This window comes from Burkholderia sp. MSMB1459WGS (assembly GCF_001534535.1).
GTDB lineage: Bacteria > Pseudomonadota > Gammaproteobacteria > Burkholderiales > Burkholderiaceae > Burkholderia.
Map to the genome: position 1 here is coordinate 15,425 of NZ_LPMU01000013.1, position 20,902 is coordinate 36,326.

Genomic DNA, 20,902 nt, shown 5'->3' on the forward strand with positions numbered 1-20,902 from the left:
GACACGCGTCCCGTCCGTTCCGCCGGAATTTCACGCCGCGGGAGCACTGGTTGTTTCCGGCGTGCACAAACGGCACCTCATTGAACGCGTATCACCGGTGGCAGTTTGTAGGTTCCGCTCAGGAGCGGCGTATCGGGCAAGTACGTGCGCAGCGTCAGGTTGAACGCGCCGGCAGGAGCGGGCAACCAGTTGCTGGCCGGTACGCCCGCGGGGCGCGTATGGCTGACGGTGAGCACGAGCGAGCCGTCGCTGGCGAACTGAAAGTTCGAGGCCGGATAGGACAGCGCGTAGACTTGATCGGGATTCGAATAGAAGAATGCCTGCGCCTGGTTCGTGCCGCCGTACAGCGTCAATGACCAGAACGCGCGTGCCGGCGGAAGCTGCCCGGCGGGAAACGTCATCTGATAGACGCCGTTGCCGTCGTAGTTCGCACCCGGCGTGTTCGCCGCTTCCGTGCTGGTGTAATAGATCGCTTCACTGCCGGGCAGCGCGCCGAGGCCGTTCAGCGCAACGTTCGCCCGCAACGTATAGTGGGTTCCATAGTTTCCGACGTTCGCCGGACCGCCTGTCCAGCCATTTACGCCGGTACTCGCCTTGGTCGACGCTTGCTGCGTTCTGCTGCCGGTCGTCAGGCTCGCCAACGCCTGCGTTGCGCCGGCGCTGATCGACGCGATGTCGGCAGACGACGGGTCGAAGGTCTGCGCCGGGCCGATGCCGATCGCATCGAGCGCCGCGAGCACGGCCGTGTCCTGCGGCGTGGGCGGGCTCTTTTTCAGCAGCTGGTTCACGTACTGGAAATACGATGGCCAGTTGGTATAACCGGGCGGCTTTTGCTTGTCCACGCTGTCCCACGTCGTGCCGCCGGTTCCAGCGGGTTGCGACGCGACCAATTGGTTCTGAACCGCCCACGCGGCCGGATAATCGCTCGCATCGCTCACGTAAGTCCGTGCCAGGGCCCAGACCGCGTTGGTCGACGAGCGGAGCACGATGACCCCTGCGGGCGCTTCTCCCTGCCAGTTCGGCCCGACGACCCAAAAGACCTTCGCAACGCCGTTGTCGGCGCTCGTGCCTCGAATCGCGAAGTTGTTCGTATAGGCGTCCATCAACGCGAGGGAGAAGTAACGGCTACCGCTCGAGGGCGTATCGATTTGAACGGGGCCCGCGTCCAATTGCAGCATGGCGATGGAATACAGCGTGTCGTGATTGGGCTTCGTCACCGCGGTGGATGACGCATCGGAGAGCCGGCGACTGTGAAGAAACGTATTCGGCGCAAGGCCCTGAGCGATGTAGCTCTGTCGCGTGGCGTAGAACTGATACAGCGGAATCGTGAATATCGTCGCGCCGTTTGCCGCGTTCTCCGTAGCGACGGGTGAAACGTTCGAGCGGTCGACGCTATCGCCGTTGCAGCCCGCCAGAAGGCCGAGCGAGGCGGCCAATGCGACGATGCGCGCCTGGTGAAGAAAACTCATCGAATGGGTCGGTTTGGTTGAATGGTCGAATAGGCCGTGCCCCTTCGTCGCTCGGCCGACGAGCATGGCACGGGTTGCATGGCGCGATTAGCGTATACGGCTTGGCATACGCGACGAACGAACGATTTTCGATATGCAAAGTCCGATGACGCGTCGGCGAGGCGTCGATCGATCGGCGTCGTGCGGTATGCCGTCGGCGAGCTCGGGCTTGGCTGTCACGATCCCGGTGGTGATCCGGTCGCGGGAGCGCGGCCGGTCCCGGTCTTTTTTCTGCCCGTCACGTTCCACTCGGCCGCTGGCCACGGATGCGCTCGCGGTGCATCGTGCTTCGACGGCCGTCGGTGCGGCAAGCCGGCTTCGCGAACGAATCGCCGTGAGCGGGGAGTGCGCGCTGCCGTGGTCGGAGTGCCGACCACGCGGGCGAGGGCCGCTTTTCGCCCGTCCCACCCCGTATGTTGTAATATCGGACGTTTTGTCCAATTTTCCCGTCACGCATGCTCGATTTCTTCCGTAATCACCAGCGCCTGATGATGGCGCTCCTGCTCCTGATCGTCTTGCCGGGGCTGGGTTTCGTCGGAATCCAAGGCTTCCGCGGCTTCTTCGACGACAGTGCGAACGTCGCAGCAGTCAACGGGCACAAGATCACGCGGGTCGAATTCGACGGCGCGTTCCGCCAGCAGATCGATCAGGCGCGCCAGGCGCTCGGCGGGCAGTTCGACATCAAGATGTTCGACACGCCCGAGCATCGCAAGCAGGTGCTCGACGGCCTGATCCAGCAACGCGTGCTGGCCGACGAGACGCAACGCCTGCACCTGACCGCATCCGACAACGCCGTGCGCGACGCGCTGATGAGCGACCCGATGATCGCGGCGCTGAAGAAGCCCGACGGTTCGATCGACGTCGAACGCTATGCGCAATTGCTGTCGTTCCAGGGGATGACGCCCGAGCAGTACCAGGAGCGCGTGCGTTACAGCCTCTCGCTGCAGCAGATTCCGGCGAGCATCGTGTCGAGCGCGTTCACGCCGAAGAGCCTCGCGCAACACCTGTCCGAACTCGCCGCGCAGCAGCGTGAAGTGCAGGCGCTCGTGCTGAAGACGAGCGACTTCGCGGCGAAGGTCCAGCCGACCGACGCACAGCTCACCGCGTACTACGACGCGCACAAGCAGAGCTTCGCGACGCCGGAAACCGCGACGATCCAGTACCTCGTCTATTCGCCGGCCGCAGCGGCCGCAAGCGCGCAGCCGACCGATGCGGACATCAAGAAGTTCTACGACGACAACCCGACGCACTTCCGGACCGAAGCGCAGGTGCGCGTGAGCCACATCTTCATCGCCGCGCCGGGCAGCGCCAGCGCGGCCGACAAGGCGGCGGCAAAAGCGAAGGCCGAGCAACTGCTCGCCGACGTGAAGGCACATCCGGATCAATTCGCGCAGATCGCGCAGAAGAACTCGCAGGACGCGCCGTCGGCAGCGAAGGGCGGCGATCTCGGCTTCATCACGCGCGGCTCGACCGCGGGCGGCAAGGCGTTCGACGATGCCGCGTTCTCGCTCAAGCAGGGCGACGTGAGCGGGATCGTGCAGTCGGATCTCGGTTTCCACATCCTGAAGGCGACCGAAGTGAAGCCGGCCGTCGTCAAGCCGTTCGCGGAAGTGAAGGACCAGATCGCGGCCGACCTGAAGCAGCAGTACGCATCGAAGGCGTTCTCGGACAACGCGGAAGGCTTCACGTCGACCGTCTACGAAAAGGCGAAGACGCTGCAGCCGGCCGCGGACAAGTACAAACTGACGATCCAGACGGCCACCGTCACGCCGACGCCGAATCCGCAACTGCCGCCGACGAGCCCGTTGAACAATCCGAAGTTCCTGGCCGCCGTGTTCGCGAACGACGCCGTGAAGAATCAGAACAACACGCAGGCGATCGACGTCGGCAACAACACGCTGATCTCGGCGCGCGTGACCGACTACAAGCCGGCTGCCGTGCCCGCGCTCGACGCGATCAAGGACGCCGTGCGCCAGAAGGTCATCGCCGAGCAGGCCGCGGAACTCGCGAAGAAAGACGGTGCGGCGAAGCTGGCCGAACTGCAGAAGTCGAAGTCGACCGACGGGTTCGCGGCCGCGCAGAAGGTGTCGCGCACGCAATCGCAGGGCCTGACGCCGGCTGCGCTGAGCGCCGTCTACAAGGTCGATGCGAAGACGCTGCCGGCTTACGTCGGTGTCGACCTCGGCGCGGACGGCTACGCGATCTACCGTGTGAACGCGGTGATCCCCGGTTCGGCGGTCGATCCGCAGCAACTGGCGGCCGCTCAGCAGCAGATGGCGCAGGTCGACGCGCAGAGCGAAGGCGACGCGTATCTCGCGGCGCTGCGCGATCGCTCGAAGGTGAAACTGTACGGCAGCACGACGGCCAGCCAGCAGCAGGACGGCGACAACTGAGCATCGTTTCGCCCGCAACCAACAAGAAGCCCCGCTCGAAGCGGGGCTTTTTGTTTTCCGGCGCGCGACTGCGGTCAGCCGTGCGGCTTGCCGAGCAACGGCTTCAGCGTCGGCCACACGTTGTCGAGCAGAATGCGCTGGGCCTGCTGCGCGGGATGCATCTGGTCGGCCTGGAACATGTCGGGCTTGTCCTCGATGCCGGCCAGCAGGAACGGCACGAGCGGCACGCCGAGATCTTTCGACAGCCGCGTATAGACCGCGTGGAACTTCTGCGTGTAGTCGGGGCCGTAATTGGGCGGCACGTACATGCCGACCAGCACGACTTTCGCCTGGGCGCGCCGCGCGCTCGCGATGATGTCGCGCAGGTTCTGCTCGGTCGTCGCGAGCGGCACGCCGCGCAGCGCATCATTCGAACCGAGCTCGACGACGACGATCGACGGCTTGAGCCGCTGCAGTACCGCGGGCAGCCGGGCACGGCCGCCGCTCGTGGTGTCGCCGCTGACGCTGGCGTTCGCGACGCTATAATCGATTCGCTCGGTCGAAAGCCGTTGTCGCAGCAGCGACACCCAGCCGGTGTCGCGCGGCAATCCGTATTCGGCCGACAGGCTGTCGCCGAGCACGACGATCACGGGCGGGCTCGATGCCGTCGCGGCGTGTGCGGGCGCGGTGACGGCCAGCAGGATGCCCAGCAGCGCGGCGGCCGCCGCGCGTCTTTTCCAGCGAAATGTCGTGTCCATGTTCAAGATTACCGATCCGATCATCGAAGTCCATGACGTGTGCAAGCGGGTTGCCGATGCAACGGGCGAGCTGACGATTCTCGACGGCATCACGCTCGCCGTGCAGCCGGGCAGCAGCCTCGCGATCGTCGGCGCGTCGGGTTCGGGCAAATCGACGCTGCTCGGCCTGCTTGCGGGATTGGACAGCGCGACGAGCGGCACGGTTCGCCTGCTCGGTCGCGCGCTCGATCAACTCGACGAGGACGAACGCGCGGCGCTGCGCAACGGCGCGGTCGGATTCGTATTCCAGTCGTTCCAGTTGATGCCGCACCTGACGGCGCTTGAGAACGTGATGCTGCCGCTCGAACTGCAGGGCGGCATCAGCGCGCGCGACGCGGCCGACCGCGCCCGGGCGCTGCTCGTGCAGGTCGATCTCGGCGAGCGTACCGCGCATTATCCGAAGCTGCTGTCGGGCGGCGAACAGCAGCGCGTCGCACTCGCCCGCGCGTTCGTCACGCGCCCGGCGATCCTGTTCGCCGACGAGCCGACCGGCAGCCTCGACGCCGCAACGGGCCACGCGGTCATCGACCTGATGTTCGAACTGAACCGCACGCATGGCGCGACGCTCGTGCTCGTCACGCACGATGCCGAACTCGCGCGCCGCTGTGCAACGACAGTCACGATCGACGCGGGGCGCATCGTCGTGCCGCACGCGGCTTCGCGCAACGCGTGAATGTTTGTGCCGGCCGCGCAGCGTGGATCGCGCGGCCGGCACGGGCATGACGCCGTCGCGTCAGCGCTTGAGCGCCGCGCGGGCGCGCGCGATCAGCGCCGTGGTCGACGAGTCGTGCTTCGCCGGATCGACCGATTCGGCCGACAGGTCGGCTTCGACGACCTTGCCGAGAATCTTGCCGAGCTCGACGCCCCACTGGTCGAACGGATTGATGTCCCACACCGTCGCCTGCACCAGCACCTTGTGCTCGTAAAGCGCGATCAGCGCGCCGAGCGAGCGCGGCGTCAGCGCATCGACGAGCAGCGTCGTGGTCGGGCGGTTGCCGGGGAACGTCAGGTGCGGCGCGAGCGCTTCCTTGCCGGGCCCGGCGACCTTGCGCGCTTCTTCGAGCGTGCGGCCGAGCATCAACGCCTCGCTCTGCGCGAAGCAGTTCGCGAGCAGCTTCGGATGGTGGCTTGCAAGCGGATGCTCGGGCGTCAGCACCGCGATGAAGTCGATCGGCACGATCGTTGGCCCCTGGTGCAGCATCTGGAAGAACGCATGCTGGCCGTTGGTGCCCGGCTCGCCCCACGTGACGGCCGACGTCGGGTAGTCGACGAAGGCGCCGTCCAGGCGCGCGGATTTGCCGTTGCTCTCCATTTCGAGCTGCTGCAGGTACGACGGCAGGTAGTGCAGCGCTTCCGAATACGGCGCGACGAGGTAGCTCTGCGAGCCGAAGAAATTCCGGTACCAGATGCCGATCAGGCCGAGCAGCACCGGCAGGTTGCGCTCGAGCGGCGCTTCGCGGAAGTGGCGATCCATGTCGTTCGCGCCGGCCAGCAGCTCGTCGAACTGTTCGGGGCCCACCGCGATCATGATCGACAGGCCGACCGCCGACCACAGCGAATAGCGGCCGCCGACCCAATCCCACATTTCGAACACGTTGTCGGCGGCGATACCGAACTTCACGACTTCGGCCGGGTTCGCCGACACACCGACGAAGTGCTTCGCGAGCGCCTCCTCGGGGCAGCCGCGCGCGACGAACCAGTCGCGCAGCGAGCGCGCGTTCGTCATCGTCTCGAGCGTCGTGAAGGTCTTCGACACGACGATCGCGAGCGTTTCCTCGGGATCGACTTGTTCGAGCACGCGTGCGAGATCGGCGCCGTCGACGTTCGACACGAAGTGGGTCGAGATGTCGGGCGTGGCGACGTGGTGCAGTGCGTGCACGACCATCTTCGGCCCGAGATCGGAGCCGCCGATGCCGATGTTGATCACGTGGCGGATGCGCTTGCCCGTATAGCCCGTCCACGTGCCGCCGCGCACGGCGCGCGCGAACGTCGCCATCTTCGCGCGCTCGGCGCTCACCTGCGCGTGGAATGGCGCTTGCGGGTCGGTCGCGCGCAGCGCCGTGTGCAGCGCGGCGCGGCCTTCGGTCGGGTTGACGATCTCGCCCGCGAACATCGCGTCGCGGCGCGCTTCGACGCCCGCGTCACGCGCGAGCTGCACGAGCAGGCGCAGCGTTTCGTCGTCGATGCGGTTCTTCGAGAAATCGGCTGCGAGACCGCCGCCCGGAATCGTGAAGCGTTCGGCGCGGGTCGGCGCGCGGTCGTTTTCCGGCGCGAACCAGTCGCGCAGCCGCGCGTGGCGGATCCGTTCGAAGTGGGATTGAAGGGCAGTCCAGGCGGGGAGCGATTTCAGCGTCATGGCGGTTCGAGTGAAGCGTGAATCGGGAGGAATGCCGCGCCGGCTCATCGTGATCGGAAAGCCGGCGGACGAGAAGGCCCGCCGTGCGGCGGGGCAGTCAGTATAGCGGCGTTACGTGTCGGCGCGCGGCGACGGATAAAAAAGGCGATTGATCAGCGTGCGCACCATCGGCGCGAGCTCGCCCGCGGTCAGCCCGGCCGGGCCGGTGCCGTGCGCGGTCAGCGTATCGGCCGCGAGGCCGTGCAGATAGACGCCGGCCAGCGCGGCTTCGTACGGCGCGACCCGCTGCGCGAGCAGCGCGCCGATCAGGCCGCCGAGTACGTCGCCGGTGCCGCCGGTGGCGAGCGCCGCGTTGCCGGTCGGGTTGATCGTCACCCGCCCGTCGGGCGCGGCAATCACCGTGCCCGCGCCTTTCAGCACGACGATGCCCGCGTAACGGGCGGCGAGCGCCTGCGCGGCCGCGACGCGATCGCGCTGCACGGCTGCCGTGTCGCCGCCGAGCAGTCGCGCGGCTTCGAGGGGATGCGGCGTCAGCACGCACGGCGTGCCGCGCGCGGCGACGGCGGCCGCGAGGTCCGCGTGCGTCGCGACGAGGTTCAGCGCGTCGGCATCGAGCAGCGTCGGGATGTCTTGCGCGAGCACGTCGCGTACGAGCGTTGCCGCGGCCTCGCGCGTGCCGAGCCCGCAACCGGCCGCGATGGCGGTCATCGCGCCGAGGTCCAGGATGTCGGCCGGATGCAGCATCAGTTCTGGAAACGGCGGATCGTACGGCGGCGCGCCCGCGCCCAGAAAGCCGACGTGCACCTTGCCGGCGCCCGCGAACAGCGCGGCGCGAGCGGCGAGGATCGGGGCGCCGCACATGCCCGTGTCGCCGCCGAGCACCGCGAGGCTGCCGTAGGTGCCCTTGTGGGACGAGAAGGCGCGCGCGGGCAGCGCCGCGGCGAACCGCGCGGGCGCGTTCAGCACGATGGCCGGCGCGGCGGGCGGCGCGACGTCGAGCGACGCGACGTGGATCTCGCCGGCGAGATCGCGGCCGTCGCCCATGTAGAGGCCGGGCTTCGCACCGATGAAGGTAAGCGTGTGGGTGGCCGCGACGGCGACGCCCGCGCCGACGATCCGGCCCGTGTCGCCGTCGAGCCCGCTTGGCACGTCGAGCGCGAGCACGCGGCCGCCGCCGCGCGCATGAGCGGCGATGCGTGCGGCCTGCTCGGCGAACGCGCCGTCGAGCGCGCGGCCGAGACCGATGCCGAACAGCCCGTCGACGACCCACGCGTAGCCTTCCAGCGACGCGGGCGGGGTGGTCGACAACGGCACACCCGCCGTGCGTGCGAGACCGAGTGCCCATTGCGCGTCATCCGGCTTGACCGGCACCGGCATCCACGCATGCGTCGCGACGCCGAGCTGCTGGAGCTGCGCGGCGGCCACCAGCGCGTCGCCGCCATTGTTGCCGGGGCCGACCGCGAACCAGACGGGGCGATCGTCGCCGGCGACGCGCTCGGACAGCCAGCGCGCGGCGGCGGCGCCCGCGCGGCCCATCAACGTGTGCGGCGGCAGCGCGGCGGTTGCATCGGCTTCGGCCGCGCGCAGGTCGGCGACGCGCAGCAGCGCGATCGGATCGGAATCGGGAAGGGGGCGGGTAACGGTCATCGCGGGATCGTGGCGGCTGGCAAGGATGCCGCCACGGGTCGGCCCGCAGCGGCGGTCAGGTCGTGAAGCGGCCGGCGCTCAGCGCGGCGAGCGTGTCGGCGGGCCAGTGCTGGACGTTGCCGCCCAGATAGTCGGTCACCACTTTAGCAGACCCGCACGCGAGGCCCCAGCCGGCCGGGCCATGGCCGAAATTGACGAACACGCGCGGATGCGGGGTCGGACCCACGACGGGCAGGCCGTCCGGCGACAGCAGTTGCATGCCTTGCCACGACAGCGCGGCCGAGATCTTCGCGGCGCCCGGCACCCAGTCGTGGACGGCCTGGCCGAGCAGCGCGAGCGCGGCTTCGGACAGCGGCTCGGCGAGCGGTTTCGCGGTGTCGGCCACGCTCTGCAGCACGGCGGCTCCGCCGACGCGCAGCCGCTGGTGGGTGCGCGTGATCGAGATCCGCTTGATCGAATCGACGACGCTCAGGTGCGGAGCATGTTCTTCGTACGCGACCGGCGCGGTGAGCGTATGGACGCGCACCGGGTGCAGCGGCAGGCGCCAGCCGAGCCGTTCGAGCAGCGCGAGGCTGCCGGCGCCGGCGGCGACCACGATCGCGTCGGCGGACATCACGTCGACCTCGCGCGCCTTCGCCGCGCTCCGGTGGCCCGGCGGCACGAGCTCGACGGCCGCGCGGCCGTTGTCGACGCGGATCGCGGCGACATCCGCGCCGAAGCGGAACTGCACGCCGTGCTCGTCGAGCGTCTGCTTGACCAGTTTCGCGAACAGCGGGCAGTTGCCGGTGCGCTCGGTTTCGAGCAGCACGCCGCCGGCAAAGCCGGGCTCGGCCGGCACCGACGGTTCGAGCGCCGCGCATTCGTCGGCGGTGAGCGTGCGGTACGGCTGGTCGAGCGTGCGCAGCAGGTCGAGCGCCGGTTGCAGCGCGTCCCAGTCGCGCGGATCGCGCACGACGTGCAGGATGCCGGGCTTCTGCTCGAATTCGAGCTCGAGGCGCGCCTCGATATCGGCGAGCGCGTCGCGCGACACGTCGATCAGCGGGCGCAGCCGCGCGTACTGCGCGGCGAACGCGTCGGGCTCGCGCAGCGTGCCGAGCTGCTTGACGAATTGGCGCACGCCGCCGTTGAAGCCCGGCTTGTAGACCACGCCGCTGTCGCGCGACTGGCGCTGGCGCATGAAAGTCGGGCCGAACCAGACGTCGAGCGGGCTCGGCAGCAGCGCGCCGCCGTCGCCGTAGGTCGCACCTTGCGCGACGGTCGCATGGCGTTCGACCACGCACACGCGATGGCCGGCCGCGCGCAACTGGTAGGCGGTGGCGACGCCGCTGATTCCGCCGCCGATGACGATGACATCCATTGGATTGCTTCGATGACGGGCGGCGCGCACGCCGCCCGGTGAGAATTCGCTGAGGGCCGGGCCCGGTGAACCCGGAATGATAGCGCCAAAAGCGCGCGAGCCGGCGCCGGCCGAGCATGGGCCGCGGGCGGCCGGCGTGCAGGCACGCGCAGGCCGGTCCGGCGCGCCGTCGTGCGCGCCACGCGCCCGGGCACCGGTGCGGTGCAGGCGGACCACCGATCGGGGGGCTTGGGCGGCCGACTTCCGGGTATAATTACGGCCTTCCTTTCGCCCCACGTCGCCACCTCGCGCGACTCATCGACGTCAGTCCAGCCCATGGCTCACTTCTCGTGTTTTCCCGGCGCTTCGGCCCTCTCCGATTTCCGTCAAACCCGTCTGCTCGACACGCTCAGGCAAATCGACGCCAACATCGTCGCGGTGCGCGGCCAGTTCCTGCACTTCGTCAATGCGGCCGAGCCGCTGTCGGCCGACGACAGCGCGCGCATCGATGCGCTGATGCACTACGGCGAGCCGTTCCAGCCGGCGGGCGAGAAGGGCGCGACCGAGACCTTCGTCGTGCTGCCGCGCTTCGGCACGGTCTCGCCGTGGGCGAGCAAGGCGACCGACATCGCGCAACACTGCGGCCTCACGCACGTGCGCCGCATCGAGCGCGGCGTCGAATTCACGGTCACGCTGAAGTCGGGCCTCCTCGGCGGCAAGAAGGCGCTGTCGGACGACGCACGCGCGGCCGTCGCGGCTGCGCTGCATGACCGGATGACCGAAAGCGTGGTCGCGGCGCGCGACGACGCGAAGCACCTGTTCGACGAACTGCCGGCCAAGCCGCTCGCGAGCGTCGACGTGCTGGGCGCCGGCCGCGGCGCGCTGGAGCGCGCGAACGTCGAGCTGGGCCTCGCGCTCGCCGACGACGAGATCGACTACCTGGTCGACGCGTTCCGCAAGCTCGAACGCAACCCGACCGACGTCGAGCTGATGATGTTCGCGCAGGCGAACAGCGAGCACTGCCGCCACAAGATCTTCAACGCGCAGTGGACGATCGACGGCGAAGCGCAGGACATGTCGCTGTTCGCGATGATCCGCAACACCGAGAAGCTGAGCCCGCAGGGCACGATCGTCGCGTATTCGGACAACTCGTCGATCATGGTCGGCGCCGAAGCCGAGCGCTGGTTCCCCCGCAAGGCGGGCGCGGCCGGCGAGCCGGGCGAGCGTTACGGCCGCCACACCGAGCTCACGCACACGCTGATGAAGGTCGAGACGCACAACCACCCGACGGCGATCTCGCCGTTCCCGGGTGCGGCGACCGGCGCGGGCGGCGAGATTCGCGACGAAGGCGCGACGGGCCGCGGCGCGCGTCCGAAGGCCGGCCTCACGGGCTTCACCGTGTCGAACCTCGACCTGCCCGACGCCCGCCAGTCGTGGGAAAACGCACGCGACGCGGCGCAGCCGATGGCCGAGCGCAACCCGAACGAGCAGCACGGCCCGTACGGTCGCCCGGACCGCATCGCGTCGCCGCTGCAGATCATGATCGACGGCCCGCTCGGCGGCGCCGCGTTCAACAACGAATTCGGCCGCCCGAACCTCGGCGGCTACTTCCGCGTGTACGAGCAGAACGTCGGCTGCACGGTGCACGGCTATCACAAGCCGATCATGATCGCGGGCGGCCTCGGCAACATCGCGGATCAGCACACGCACAAGCACGACGTGCCGGCGGGCTCGCTGCTGATCCAGATCGGCGGCCCCGGCATGCGGATCGGCATGGGCGGCGGCGCGGCCAGCTCGATGGCGACCGGCGCGAACACGGCCGAGCTCGACTTCGACTCGGTGCAGCGCGGTAACCCGGAAATCGAGCGGCGCGCGCAGGAAGTGATCAACGGCTGCTGGCAACTCGGCGCGGAAAACCCGATCCTGAGCATCCACGACGTCGGCGCGGGCGGCCTGTCGAACGCGTTCCCCGAGATCGTCGACGGCGCGGGCAAGGGCGCGCGTTTCGAATTGCGCAAGGTCGCGCTCGAGGAGTCGGGCCTGTCGCCGCGCGAAATCTGGTCGAACGAGGCGCAGGAGCGTTACGTGCTGGCGATCGCGCCGGCCGACCTGCCGCGCTTCGAGGCGATCTGCGCGCGCGAGCGCTGCCCGTTCGCGGTGGTCGGCGTCGCGACCGACGAACGCCAACTGAAGCTCGTCGACGACGAAGCGACGGGCGCCGACCAATACCCGGTCGACATGCCGATGGAAGTGCTGCTCGGCAAGCCGCCGCGCATGCACCGCGACGTCGCGCGCGTGCGCACCGAGCGTGCGCCGGTCGACGTGACGGGCGTCGCGCTGTCGGCAGTCGCGCTCGACGTGCTGAAGCATCCGACGGTCGGCAGCAAGTCGTTCCTGATCACGATCGGCGACCGTTCGGTCGGCGGTACGTCGGTGCGCGACCAGATGGTCGGCCCGTGGCAAGTGCCGGTGGCCGACTGCGCGATCACCGCGCTCGACTATGCGGGCTTCAAGGGCGAGGCGATGACGATGGCCGAGCGTACGCCGCTCGCGGTGATCGACGCGCCGGCATCGGGCCGCATGGCCGTCGGCGAAGCGATCACGAACATCGCGAGCGCACCGATCGCGTCGCTCGACAAGCTGAAGCTGTCGGCGAACTGGATGGCCGCGTGCGGCACGGCCGGCGAGGACGCCGCGCTGTTCGACACGGTCAAGGCGATCGGCATGGAGCTGTGCCCGGCGCTCGGGATCGGCATCCCGGTCGGCAAGGATTCGCTGTCGATGAAGACGAAGTGGGACGAGCAGGGCGTCGCGAAGGAAGTCGTGTCGCCGGTGTCGCTGATCATCTCGGCGTTCGCGCCGGTCGAGGACGTGCGCCGCCATCTCACGCCGCAACTGCGCCGCGTGGCGGACGCGGGCGACAGCGTGCTGATTGCGATCGACCTCGGCCGCGGCAAGAACCGGATGGGCGGCAGCATCTTCGCGCAGGTCACGCAGCAGGTCGGCAATGCGACGCCGGACGTCGACGACGCGGAAGACCTGAAGCGCTTCTTCAACGCGATTCAGTCGCTCAACGCACAAGGCAAGCTGCTCGCGTACCACGACCGCTCGGACGGCGGCCTGTGGGCGACCGTGTGCGAAATGGCGTTCGCGGGCCATGCGGGCGTGTCGCTGAACGTCGACATGCTGACGCTCGACCCGGACCACGAATCCGACTACGGCGATGCGAAGGATTGGGCGAAGCAGACGAGCGGCCTTCGCGACGACCGCACGCTGCGCGCGCTGTTCTCCGAAGAGCTCGGCGCCGTCGTGCAGGTGCGTGCGTCCGATCGCGACGTGGTGCTGGGTGCGCTGCGCGAGTTCGGCCTGTCGACGTGTTCGCACGTGATCGGCTCGGTCAACGATCGCGACGTGATCGAGGTGTACCGCGATGCGAAGAAGATCTTCGACGCGCCGCGTACCGAACTCCATCGCGCATGGAGCGAAGTGAGCTGGCGCATCGCGCGCCTGCGCGACAACCCCGCCTGTGCGGATGCCGAATACGACGCGCTGCTCGACGCGGCCGATCCGGGCCTCTCGCCGGTGCTGACGTTCGATCCGGCTGACGACATCGCCGCGCCGTTCATCGCGACCGGCGCACGGCCGCGTGTCGCGATCCTGCGCGAACAGGGCGTGAACTCGCATCTGGAAACCGCGTATGCGTTCGACCGCGCAGGCTTCGACGCGCACGACGTGCACATGAGCGACCTGCTCGCGGGCCGCGCGACGCTGGCCGATTTCGCAGGCGCGGTCGCGTGCGGCGGCTTCTCGTACGGCGACGTGCTGGGCGCGGGCGAAGGTTGGGCGAAGACGATCCGTTTCAACGCGAACCTCGCCGACATGTTCTCGGCCTTCTTCGCGCGTCCCGACACGTTTGCACTCGGTATCTGCAACGGCTGTCAGATGCTGTCGAGCCTTGCGTCGATGATCCCCGGCGCGCAAGCCTGGCCGAAGTTCACGCGCAACAAGTCCGAGCAGTTCGAGGCGCGCTTCTCGTTCGTCGAAGTGGAGAAGTCGCCGTCGATCTTCTTCGCGGGGATGGAAGGCTCGCGCATTCCGGTGGCGGTCGCGCACGGCGAAGGCTATGCGGACTTCTCGCAGCAGGGCGACATCGATCGCGTCGCGGTCGCGATGCGTTACGTCGACCACCGCGGCGAAGCGACCGAGCGCTATCCGTTCAACCCGAACGGGTCGCCCGCCGGCATCACGTCGGTCACGACGGCCGACGGCCGCTTCTCGGTGCTGATGCCGCACATGGAGCGCGTGCATCGCACGGTCACGATGAGCTGGCACCCGGAAGGCTGGGGTGAAGCGAGCCCGTGGATGCGTGTGTTCCGCAACGCGCGCCGCTGGATCGGCTGATCCGGATGATGTTCGACCCGAACGCGCCGGTCGAGGTCGTCACGCTGCGCGACGAACGTGCGGGCGAGGCCGATGCGATCGGCCGCGTGATCCGTGCGGCCTTCGCGGGCGAGCCGCAGGGCGGGGCGTTCGAGCAGCGCATCGTCGAGACGCTGCGCGCAGACGATGCGCTGAGCGTCTCGCTCGTCGCGGAGCGCGACGGGCGTATCGTCGGGCACGTCGCGTTTTCGCCCGTGGCGATCGGCGGTGAGCCGGCCGGCAGCCAGCAGTGGTACGGACTTGCGCCGCTCGCGGTGCGGCCCGATTGCCAGCGCAAAAGCATCGGCGCGGGGCTCGTGCGCACGGGGCTCGACGCGTTGCGGCGGCTCGGCGCGCGCGGCTGCGTGGTGCTCGGCGAGCCGACGTATTACGCGCGCTTCGGGTTCGAACCGCATGGCGACATCGTATTTCCGGGTGTGCCGCCCGAGTATTTCCTCGCGCTGCCGTTCGACGCATCGGCTCCGCTGCCGTCGGGCGAAGCGCGTTATCGCGACGTGTTTTATCCCGCGTAGCGAACGCGGCGGGGCGGGGCGATGCCCGGCACGGGAAAGCCGCTCTTCGGAGCGGCTTTTTATTGCGCGTCGGCCAGGCGTCGCCGCGTCTCGACACCCATGTTCGTGCGTGCCAAAAGAAAAAGCCGCTCCGAGGAGCGGCTTTTCGATGCGTGTATGACGCGCGCCGGCGTTACTGGATCTTCGCCTGCTGGCGCAGACCTTCCTCGAACGCCTGCAGCTTCTGCTGCACGAGCTGCTGCGCGATCTGCGCCTTCACCTGGTCGAACGGCGGCGGTGCGATGTCGCGGACATCGTCGACGCGGATGATGTGCCAGCCGAACTGCGTCTTCACCGGCGTATCGGTCATCTGGCCTTTCTGCAGCTTCTGCGCGGCCGCCGCGAATTCCGGCACGTACGCTTTCGGGTCGGACCAGTCGAGATCGCCGCCGTTCTTGCCCGAACCCGGATCCTTCGAGTATTGCTTCGCGAGATCCTCGAACTTCGCGCCGCCCTTGATCTTCGCGATCAGGTCCTTCGCCTGCTGCTCGTTGTCGACGAGGATGTGGTGCAGGTGGTACTCGCGGTTGCCGCCCACGCCCTTGACGAGCTCGTCGTAGCGCGCCTTCACTTCGGCGTCGGTCGGCTGGTTCTTCTTCAGGAAGCTCTCGATCATCGAGCGCAGCACGACGGTCTGCTGCGCGACGGCGACTTGCGCCTTCACGTCCGGACGATTCGGGATGCCTTCGCGAATCGCTTCCTGCATCAGGATTTCGCGGTTCACGAGTTCCTGGCGCACGGCCTGCTGCAGTTGCGGGCCGTCGGTCTGGCCTTGCTGGACGAGCTGCGCGACCATCGCGTCGGCGCGCGACTTCGGAATCGGCGTGCCGTTCACGACGGCGATGTTCTGGGCAAATGCCGGTGCCGCTGCAAAAGCAGCCGCCGCGACCCACAGGCGAGGGGATTTCAGGATCATCGGGAATTCCTAATGAGACTAGATTGAAGATTCGTTGAATTCTTCGGGCGTGTAAGCCACGATCGCGAGCGCGTGAATGCCGCGCTGCATCGCATCAGCGAGCGCATCATACACCAGCCGGTGCCGCGCGACGCGCGGCTTGCCCGCGAACGCGGACGATACGATCGTGACCGTGAAATGACCGCCGGCGGCCGCGCCCGCGTGGCCTGCGTGCTGCGCGCTGTCGTCGCGCACGGTGAGCGACAGCGGCGCGAGCGACGCGATGAGGCGCGCTTCGATCAGCGCGATGCGTTCGTCGGGGGAAGCGTGGAGAAAGGCGTCGCTCATGTCACTCGTCCTTCAGGTACTTCGTGAGCCACAGGCTCTGCAGGATGATGAATACGACCATCGCGCCCGTCGTACCGAACAGCTTGAAATTCACCCATTGCGATTCGGTGAAGTTGTGCACCACGTACAGGTTCGCAATGCCGAGCACCGCGAAGAACAGCGCCCACGCGAGATTCAATTTGTCCCACACGGGGGACGGCAGCGTGAGCTGCTTGCCCATCATCTTCTCGATCAGGTTCTTGCTGAACGCATAACGCGCGGCGAGCAACCCGATCGCAAACAGCCAGTACAGCACGGTCGGTTTCCATTGAATGAATTTCTCGTCATGCAGGACGAGCGTGGCGCCACCGAACACGACGATCACGCCGAGGCTGACCCACAGCATCGTGTCGACCTTCCGGTGCCGGAAGGCGACCCATGCGACCTGGGCCAGCGTCGCGACGATCGCGACGGCGGTGGCGGTAAAGATGCCCCAGACCTTGAAGGCGACAAAAAACAGGATGATCGGAAACAGATCGAACAGGAATTTCATGGCGCTCGCAGCTGCGTGACGGGCCGCCGGCGCGGCCTGTCATCGTTGTAGGGACCCGCCAGGCATCGCCGTCGCGGATCGGGGCGGTCCGGCCCGCGGCTGGCCGCCCGGCAGATCCGCCCGGCGCCGCTCATTCGTTTTCGGGTCGGGACTCGAAGTTTAACGCAGCCGAATTGATGCAGTACCGCAAACCGGTCTTGTCGCGCGGGCCGTCCTCGAACACGTGGCCCAGATGCGCGCCGCAATGGTTGCAGCGCACCTCGACGCGCACCATCCCGTGCGAGTAGTCGATCTTCTCGTCGATCACCTCGCTGTTGAGCGGCTTGAAGTAGCTGGGCCAGCCGCAGCCCGAGTGGAACTTGGCGCCGGATTCGAACAGCGGCGTGCTGCAGACGACGCACTTGTAGATGCCGGCATCCTCCGTGTCGGTGTATTCGCCGGTGAACGCGCGCTCGGTCGCCGCGTGCTGCGTGACCTCGTACTGCATTGGCGTGAGCCGGCGGCGCAGTTCGGCGTCGTCCTTCTGGTACGGGTAGGTCTTGTCGTCGGAATCGTGTGACATGTGAGGGTTCTCCTGATCGGTCGGTCGGGTCGGACGCGTCGTGCGGTCACGACGAGCAGCTCACTTCGAGCGACCCGGCCCAGTCGGGCGGCAATGCCGCATACGCTTCATGTTCCGGTTGTTCGTCGAACGGGCGGCGCAGGATCCGCGCGAGCCGTTCGACTTCCGAAAAATCCTTTTCCTTCGCGCGCCGGATCGCGACTTCGGCGAGATGGTTGCGAAGCACGTATTTGGGGTTCGCGCGGTTCATTGCAACCGCGCGAGCCGCGTCGTCGCGCGTTTCCTCGGACAGCCGCGCGCGGTAGAGGTTCGCCCATGCGTCGAACGCTTCGCGATCGATGAACAGGTCGCGCACGGGCGCGTCGCGGCTCGCGTCGTGCTTCGAGACCTGCGCGAGCCGGCGGAACGTCAACGTGAAATCCGCGTGGCTCGCATGCATCGTCTCGAGCAGCTTGTTCGCGAGATCGGCGTCGTGCTCGCGCTCGAGCTCGAGGCCGAGCTTCGCGCGCATCGCGCGTTCGAGTGCGGGACCGAAGCGCTCCGGAAACGTCGCGAGCACGGCCTGTGCATCGTCCACCGCGCGCTCGGCGCGCGCATCGTCGTCGGCGATGCCGTGCTGCAGCCCGATCAGCGGCAGCAGCGCCTGCGCGAGGCAGTAGCAGTTCCAGTGCGCGATGCGCGGCTGCATCCGGTACGCATAGCGGCCGCCGGTATCGGAATGGTTGCAGATGTGGTTCGCGTCGAATGCGTCGACGAAGCCGAACGGACCGTAATCGATGGTCACGCCGAGGATCGACATGTTGTCGGTGTTCATCACGCCGTGGCAGAAGCCGACGGCCTGCCACTGCGCGACGAGGTCGGCCGTGCGCAGCGTCGCGGCTTCGAGCAGCGCGAGGTACGGATCGTCCGCGTCGCGGCAGGCCGGATAGAAGCGGTCGATCACGTGATCGGCAAGCTGGCGCAGCAGATCGGGGCGATCGTTCGAGAAGAAGTGCTCGAAGTGGCCGAAGCGCACGAAGCTCTCCGACACGCGCGTGACGACGGCCGCCGTCTCGATCTCCTCGCGCACCACCGGCTGGTCGGAACCGATCACCGTCAGCGCGCGCGTGGTCGGGATGCCGAGGTGGTGCATCGCTTCCGAGCACAGGAATTCGCGAATCGACGAGCGCAGCACCGCACGGCCGTCACCCATCCGTGAATACGGCGTGCGGCCGCCGCCCTTGAGCTGCAGTTCGTAGCGCCGGCCGTCGGTGCCGGGCAATTCGCCGATCGTCAGCGCGCGGCCGTCGCCGAGCTGGCCGGCCCACACGCCGAACTGATGGCCGGAATAGACCGACGCGTACGGCATCGCGTGCGCGGGCCAGTCGCGCGTCGGGTTGCCGGCGAACAGCTCGGCGAAGCCGGGCTGCGCGGCGATCGCGGGCGGCAGGTCGAGCAGTTGCGCGACTTCGTCGGAAAAGCCGACGACGTACGGTGCGGCAAGCGGCGCGGCCGGCAGCCGCGTATGAAACGCGTCGCCGAGCGTGACGAATGCATGTTCGGCGGGCGCGCCGAGCGTCGCGGCGAGGTCGGGCAGGGTGTCAGCCGCATCGGCTGCGCTTCGGGAAAACGACATGTTGAGCGCCTCTGGGTAAGCCGATATTGTAAGGCGGCGCCGCGCCGCCCGCATGGCGGCCCGCGCATCGCGCGCCACGCCCGTCCGGGGCCGCCGACGGGCGCGCAGCGGGACTGCTTCCGGACGGAAACGGCCCGCAGGACGGTCACCGATTCGCATCCTCGGGGAGAACAAGACGATGAGTAAGCCGTTGCTGGGCCAGATGATGGATGTGCCGCTGCTGGTGTCGTCGCTGATTTCGCATGCCGCGCGGCACGCCGGCGACACGGAGATCGTGTCGAAGCGCGTGGAAGGCGACCTGCACCGCTACACGTACCGCGATTGCGAACGTCGCGCGAAGCAGCTGGCGCAGGCGCTCGTGCGGCTCGGCGTCGAAACCGGCGACCGCGTCGGCACGCTGGCGTGGAACGGCTACCGGCATCTGGAGGCGTATTACGGGATCGGCGGGATGGGCGCCGTGTGCCACACGATCAACCCGCGCCTGTTTCCCGAACAGATCGCGTACATCGTCAATCACGCGGAAGACCGCTACGTCCTGTTCGACATCAATTTCGCGCCGCTCGTCGACGCGATCGCGCCGCAATGCCCGCACGTGAAGGGCTGGATCGCGATGACGGACGCCGCGCATCTGCCGTCCGGCGCCACGCCGTTCCTCTGCTACGAAACGCTCGTCGAAGCGGAGGACGGCCGCTACGACTGGCCGCGTCTCGACGAGCAGCAGGCGTCGGGGCTCTGCTACACGTCCGGCACGACCGGCAATCCGAAGGGCGTGCTGTATTCGAATCGCTCGACCGTGCTGCATGCGTACGGCGCCGCGCTGCCCGACGCGATGAACCTGTCCGCGATGGACGCCGTGCTGCCCGTCGTGCCGATGTTCCACGTCAACGCATGGGGGTTGCCGTACGCGGTGCCGCTGACGGGCGGCAAGCTGGTGCTGCCCGGCAAGGATCTCGACGGGAAGTCGCTGTACGAGCTGATGGAGGCCGAGCGCGTGACGTTTTCCGCGGGCGTGCCGACCGTGTGGCTCGGCCTGCTGAACTACATGCGCGAAGCCGGCGTGCGTTTCTCGACGCTGAACCGCACGGTGATCGGCGGCTCCGCGTGCCCGCCCGCGATGCTGCGCACGTTCGAGGACGAATACGGCGTGCGCGTGATCCATGCGTGGGGGATGACCGAGCTGTCGCCGCTCGGCACGCTCGCGAAGCTCAACTGGGCGCAGTCGCAGCGGCCGCTCGACGCGCAGCGCCGCTTGCTCGAGAAGCAGGGACGCGTGATCTGCGGCGTCGACATGCGCATCGTCGGGGAGGACGGTCGCGAGCTGCCGTGGGACGGCGTCGCGTTCGGCGAGCTGCAGGTGCGTGGGCCGTGGGTGATCGACCGCTATTTTCGCGGCGACGCGTCGCCGCTGTCGGACGGCTGGTTTCCGACCGGCGACGTCGCGACGATCGACCCCGACGGCTTCCTGCAGATCACCGACCGCAGCAAGGACGTGATCAAGTCGGGCGGCGAGTGGATCAGCTCGATCGACATCGAGAACGTCGCGATCGCGCACCCGGGGGTGGCCGAAGCCGCCTGCATCGCGTGCGCGCACCCGAAATGGACCGAGCGGCCGCTGCTCGTCGTGGTGCCGCGCGAAGGCGCGAACCTGAGCCGCGACACGCTGCTCGCGTTCTACGAGGGCAAGGTCGCGAAATGGTGGATTCCCGACGACGTCGTGTTCGTCGAATCGCTGCCGCACACCGCGACCGGCAAGCTGCAGAAGCTGAAGCTGCGCGAGACGTTCCGCGATTACGTGTTGCCGACGGCGGTGTGCGAGCCGTAAGCCCGACGCCCGGGCCGTTTCCTGCCTGCGAACCGGTCGCCCGATCCGTCCCCGGATCGGGAACGAAATTCAAATTGAACGACCGTGCTTTTTCGTTGTATGCTGCCTGCGTTCATCCGGA

15 protein-coding genes are annotated in these 20,902 nt (G+C 68.1%); 5 read left to right on the forward strand and 10 right to left on the reverse strand.

All coding sequences use genetic code 11. The features are described 5' to 3' along the window. Positions 1–77: 77 nt before the first annotated feature. Positions 78–1,469, reverse strand: coding sequence for a DUF1254 domain-containing protein (locus WT97_RS05865; RefSeq protein ID WP_060353126.1), 1,392 nt, complete (start codon positions 1,467–1,469; stop codon positions 78–80). A 494-nt stretch (positions 1,470–1,963) separates the two neighbouring features. On the opposite strand from WT97_RS05865, the gene WT97_RS05870 reads away from it, so the two are divergent. After that, entirely contained in the window at positions 1,964–3,901 is a 1,938-nt protein-coding gene (locus tag WT97_RS05870) for a SurA N-terminal domain-containing protein (RefSeq protein ID WP_060353127.1), read from the forward strand. A gap of 74 nt (positions 3,902–3,975) precedes the next feature. On the opposite strand, the gene WT97_RS05875 is transcribed toward WT97_RS05870, so the two are convergent. Continuing rightward, positions 3,976–4,638 (reverse strand): arylesterase, encoded by a 663-nt coding sequence (locus WT97_RS05875; RefSeq protein ID WP_059506020.1) that lies wholly within the window; start codon positions 4,636–4,638, stop codon positions 3,976–3,978. Here WT97_RS05875 and WT97_RS05880 point away from each other — a divergent pair. Beyond that, positions 4,637–5,350, forward strand: a complete 714-nt coding sequence (locus tag WT97_RS05880) for an ABC transporter ATP-binding protein (RefSeq protein WP_060353128.1) — start codon at positions 4,637–4,639, stop codon at positions 5,348–5,350. The two genes, WT97_RS05875 and WT97_RS05880, sit on opposite strands and share 2 nt — an antisense overlap. Positions 5,351–5,410: 60 nt before the next feature. Here WT97_RS05880 and pgi read toward each other — a convergent pair whose 3' ends face one another. The 3 genes from pgi to WT97_RS05895 form a co-directional block, all read right to left on the reverse strand. After that, positions 5,411–7,033: a glucose-6-phosphate isomerase gene (pgi, locus tag WT97_RS05885; RefSeq protein ID WP_060353129.1), complete on the reverse strand. Its 1,623-nt coding sequence runs from the start codon at positions 7,031–7,033 to the stop codon at positions 5,411–5,413. Between the two features lie 111 nt (positions 7,034–7,144). After that, a complete protein-coding gene (locus WT97_RS05890; RefSeq protein ID WP_060353130.1) occupies positions 7,145–8,680 on the reverse strand; it encodes an NAD(P)H-hydrate dehydratase in 1,536 nt (511 codons plus the stop codon). A gap of 55 nt (positions 8,681–8,735) precedes the next feature. Then, on the reverse strand, positions 8,736–10,037 hold the full coding sequence (locus WT97_RS05895; RefSeq protein ID WP_060353131.1) for an FAD-dependent oxidoreductase: 1,302 nt from the start codon (positions 10,035–10,037) through the stop codon (positions 8,736–8,738). 315 nt (positions 10,038–10,352) lie between these two features. Between WT97_RS05895 and purL the strand changes: the two genes are divergently transcribed. Then, positions 10,353–14,417, forward strand: coding sequence for a phosphoribosylformylglycinamidine synthase (gene purL, locus WT97_RS05900; protein ID WP_060353132.1), 4,065 nt, complete (start codon positions 10,353–10,355; stop codon positions 14,415–14,417). Positions 14,418–14,422: 5 nt separating this feature from the next. Next, positions 14,423–14,968, forward strand: coding sequence for a GNAT family N-acetyltransferase (locus tag WT97_RS05905; protein ID WP_060353133.1), 546 nt, complete (start codon positions 14,423–14,425; stop codon positions 14,966–14,968). Between the two features lie 172 nt (positions 14,969–15,140). On the opposite strand, the gene WT97_RS05910 is transcribed toward WT97_RS05905, so the two are convergent. The 5 genes from WT97_RS05910 to WT97_RS05930 form a co-directional block, all read right to left on the reverse strand. Continuing rightward, positions 15,141–15,923 carry a peptidylprolyl isomerase gene (locus WT97_RS05910; protein ID WP_059506034.1) on the reverse strand — a complete coding sequence of 261 codons (783 nt, stop codon included), beginning with the start codon at positions 15,921–15,923 and terminating at the stop codon, positions 15,141–15,143. A gap of 18 nt (positions 15,924–15,941) precedes the next feature. Beyond that, positions 15,942–16,250, reverse strand: a complete 309-nt coding sequence (locus WT97_RS05915; protein WP_060353134.1) for a BolA family transcriptional regulator — start codon at positions 16,248–16,250, stop codon at positions 15,942–15,944. 1 nt (position 16,251) lies between these two features. Then, positions 16,252–16,782 (reverse strand): septation protein A, encoded by a 531-nt coding sequence (locus WT97_RS05920; protein ID WP_059790662.1) that lies wholly within the window; start codon positions 16,780–16,782, stop codon positions 16,252–16,254. 130 nt (positions 16,783–16,912) lie between these two features. Next, on the reverse strand, positions 16,913–17,344 hold the full coding sequence (gene msrB / locus WT97_RS05925; RefSeq protein WP_060353135.1) for a peptide-methionine (R)-S-oxide reductase MsrB: 432 nt from the start codon (positions 17,342–17,344) through the stop codon (positions 16,913–16,915). A 46-nt stretch (positions 17,345–17,390) separates the two neighbouring features. Continuing rightward, the gene (locus tag WT97_RS05930) at positions 17,391–19,226 is read right to left on the reverse strand and encodes a YdiU family protein (protein ID WP_373558476.1); all 1,836 of its coding nucleotides are present in this window, start codon (positions 19,224–19,226) and stop codon (positions 17,391–17,393) included. Here WT97_RS05930 and WT97_RS05935 point away from each other — a divergent pair. Then, positions 19,138–20,781, forward strand: a complete 1,644-nt coding sequence (locus WT97_RS05935; protein WP_059790669.1) for a 3-(methylthio)propionyl-CoA ligase — start codon at positions 19,138–19,140, stop codon at positions 20,779–20,781. The genes WT97_RS05930 and WT97_RS05935 overlap by 89 nt on opposite strands. Positions 20,782–20,902: the final 121 nt, after the last annotated feature.

Bases quoted from the DNA above. Each gene is read 5' to 3' on its own strand.
- WT97_RS05865 (WP_060353126.1), bottom strand. From the start codon at position 1,469: ATGAGTTTTCTTCACCAGGCGCGCATCGTCGCATTGGCCGCCTCGCTC.
- WT97_RS05870 (WP_060353127.1), top strand. From the start codon at position 1,964: ATGCTCGATTTCTTCCGTAATCACCAGCGCCTGATGATGGCGCTCCTG.
- WT97_RS05880 (WP_060353128.1), top strand. From the start codon at position 4,637: ATGTTCAAGATTACCGATCCGATCATCGAAGTCCATGACGTGTGCAAG.
- WT97_RS05875 (WP_059506020.1), bottom strand. From the start codon at position 4,638: ATGGACACGACATTTCGCTGGAAAAGACGCGCGGCGGCCGCCGCGCTG.
- pgi (WP_060353129.1), bottom strand. From the start codon at position 7,033: ATGACGCTGAAATCGCTCCCCGCCTGGACTGCCCTTCAATCCCACTTC.
- WT97_RS05890 (WP_060353130.1), bottom strand. From the start codon at position 8,680: ATGACCGTTACCCGCCCCCTTCCCGATTCCGATCCGATCGCGCTGCTG.
- WT97_RS05895 (WP_060353131.1), bottom strand. From the start codon at position 10,037: ATGGATGTCATCGTCATCGGCGGCGGAATCAGCGGCGTCGCCACCGCC.
- purL (WP_060353132.1), top strand. From the start codon at position 10,353: ATGGCTCACTTCTCGTGTTTTCCCGGCGCTTCGGCCCTCTCCGATTTC.
- WT97_RS05905 (WP_060353133.1), top strand. From the start codon at position 14,423: ATGATGTTCGACCCGAACGCGCCGGTCGAGGTCGTCACGCTGCGCGAC.
- WT97_RS05910 (WP_059506034.1), bottom strand. From the start codon at position 15,923: ATGATCCTGAAATCCCCTCGCCTGTGGGTCGCGGCGGCTGCTTTTGCA.
- WT97_RS05915 (WP_060353134.1), bottom strand. From the start codon at position 16,250: ATGAGCGACGCCTTTCTCCACGCTTCCCCCGACGAACGCATCGCGCTG.
- WT97_RS05920 (WP_059790662.1), bottom strand. From the start codon at position 16,782: ATGAAATTCCTGTTCGATCTGTTTCCGATCATCCTGTTTTTTGTCGCC.
- msrB (WP_060353135.1), bottom strand. From the start codon at position 17,344: ATGTCACACGATTCCGACGACAAGACCTACCCGTACCAGAAGGACGAC.
- WT97_RS05935 (WP_059790669.1), top strand. From the start codon at position 19,138: ATGAGTAAGCCGTTGCTGGGCCAGATGATGGATGTGCCGCTGCTGGTG.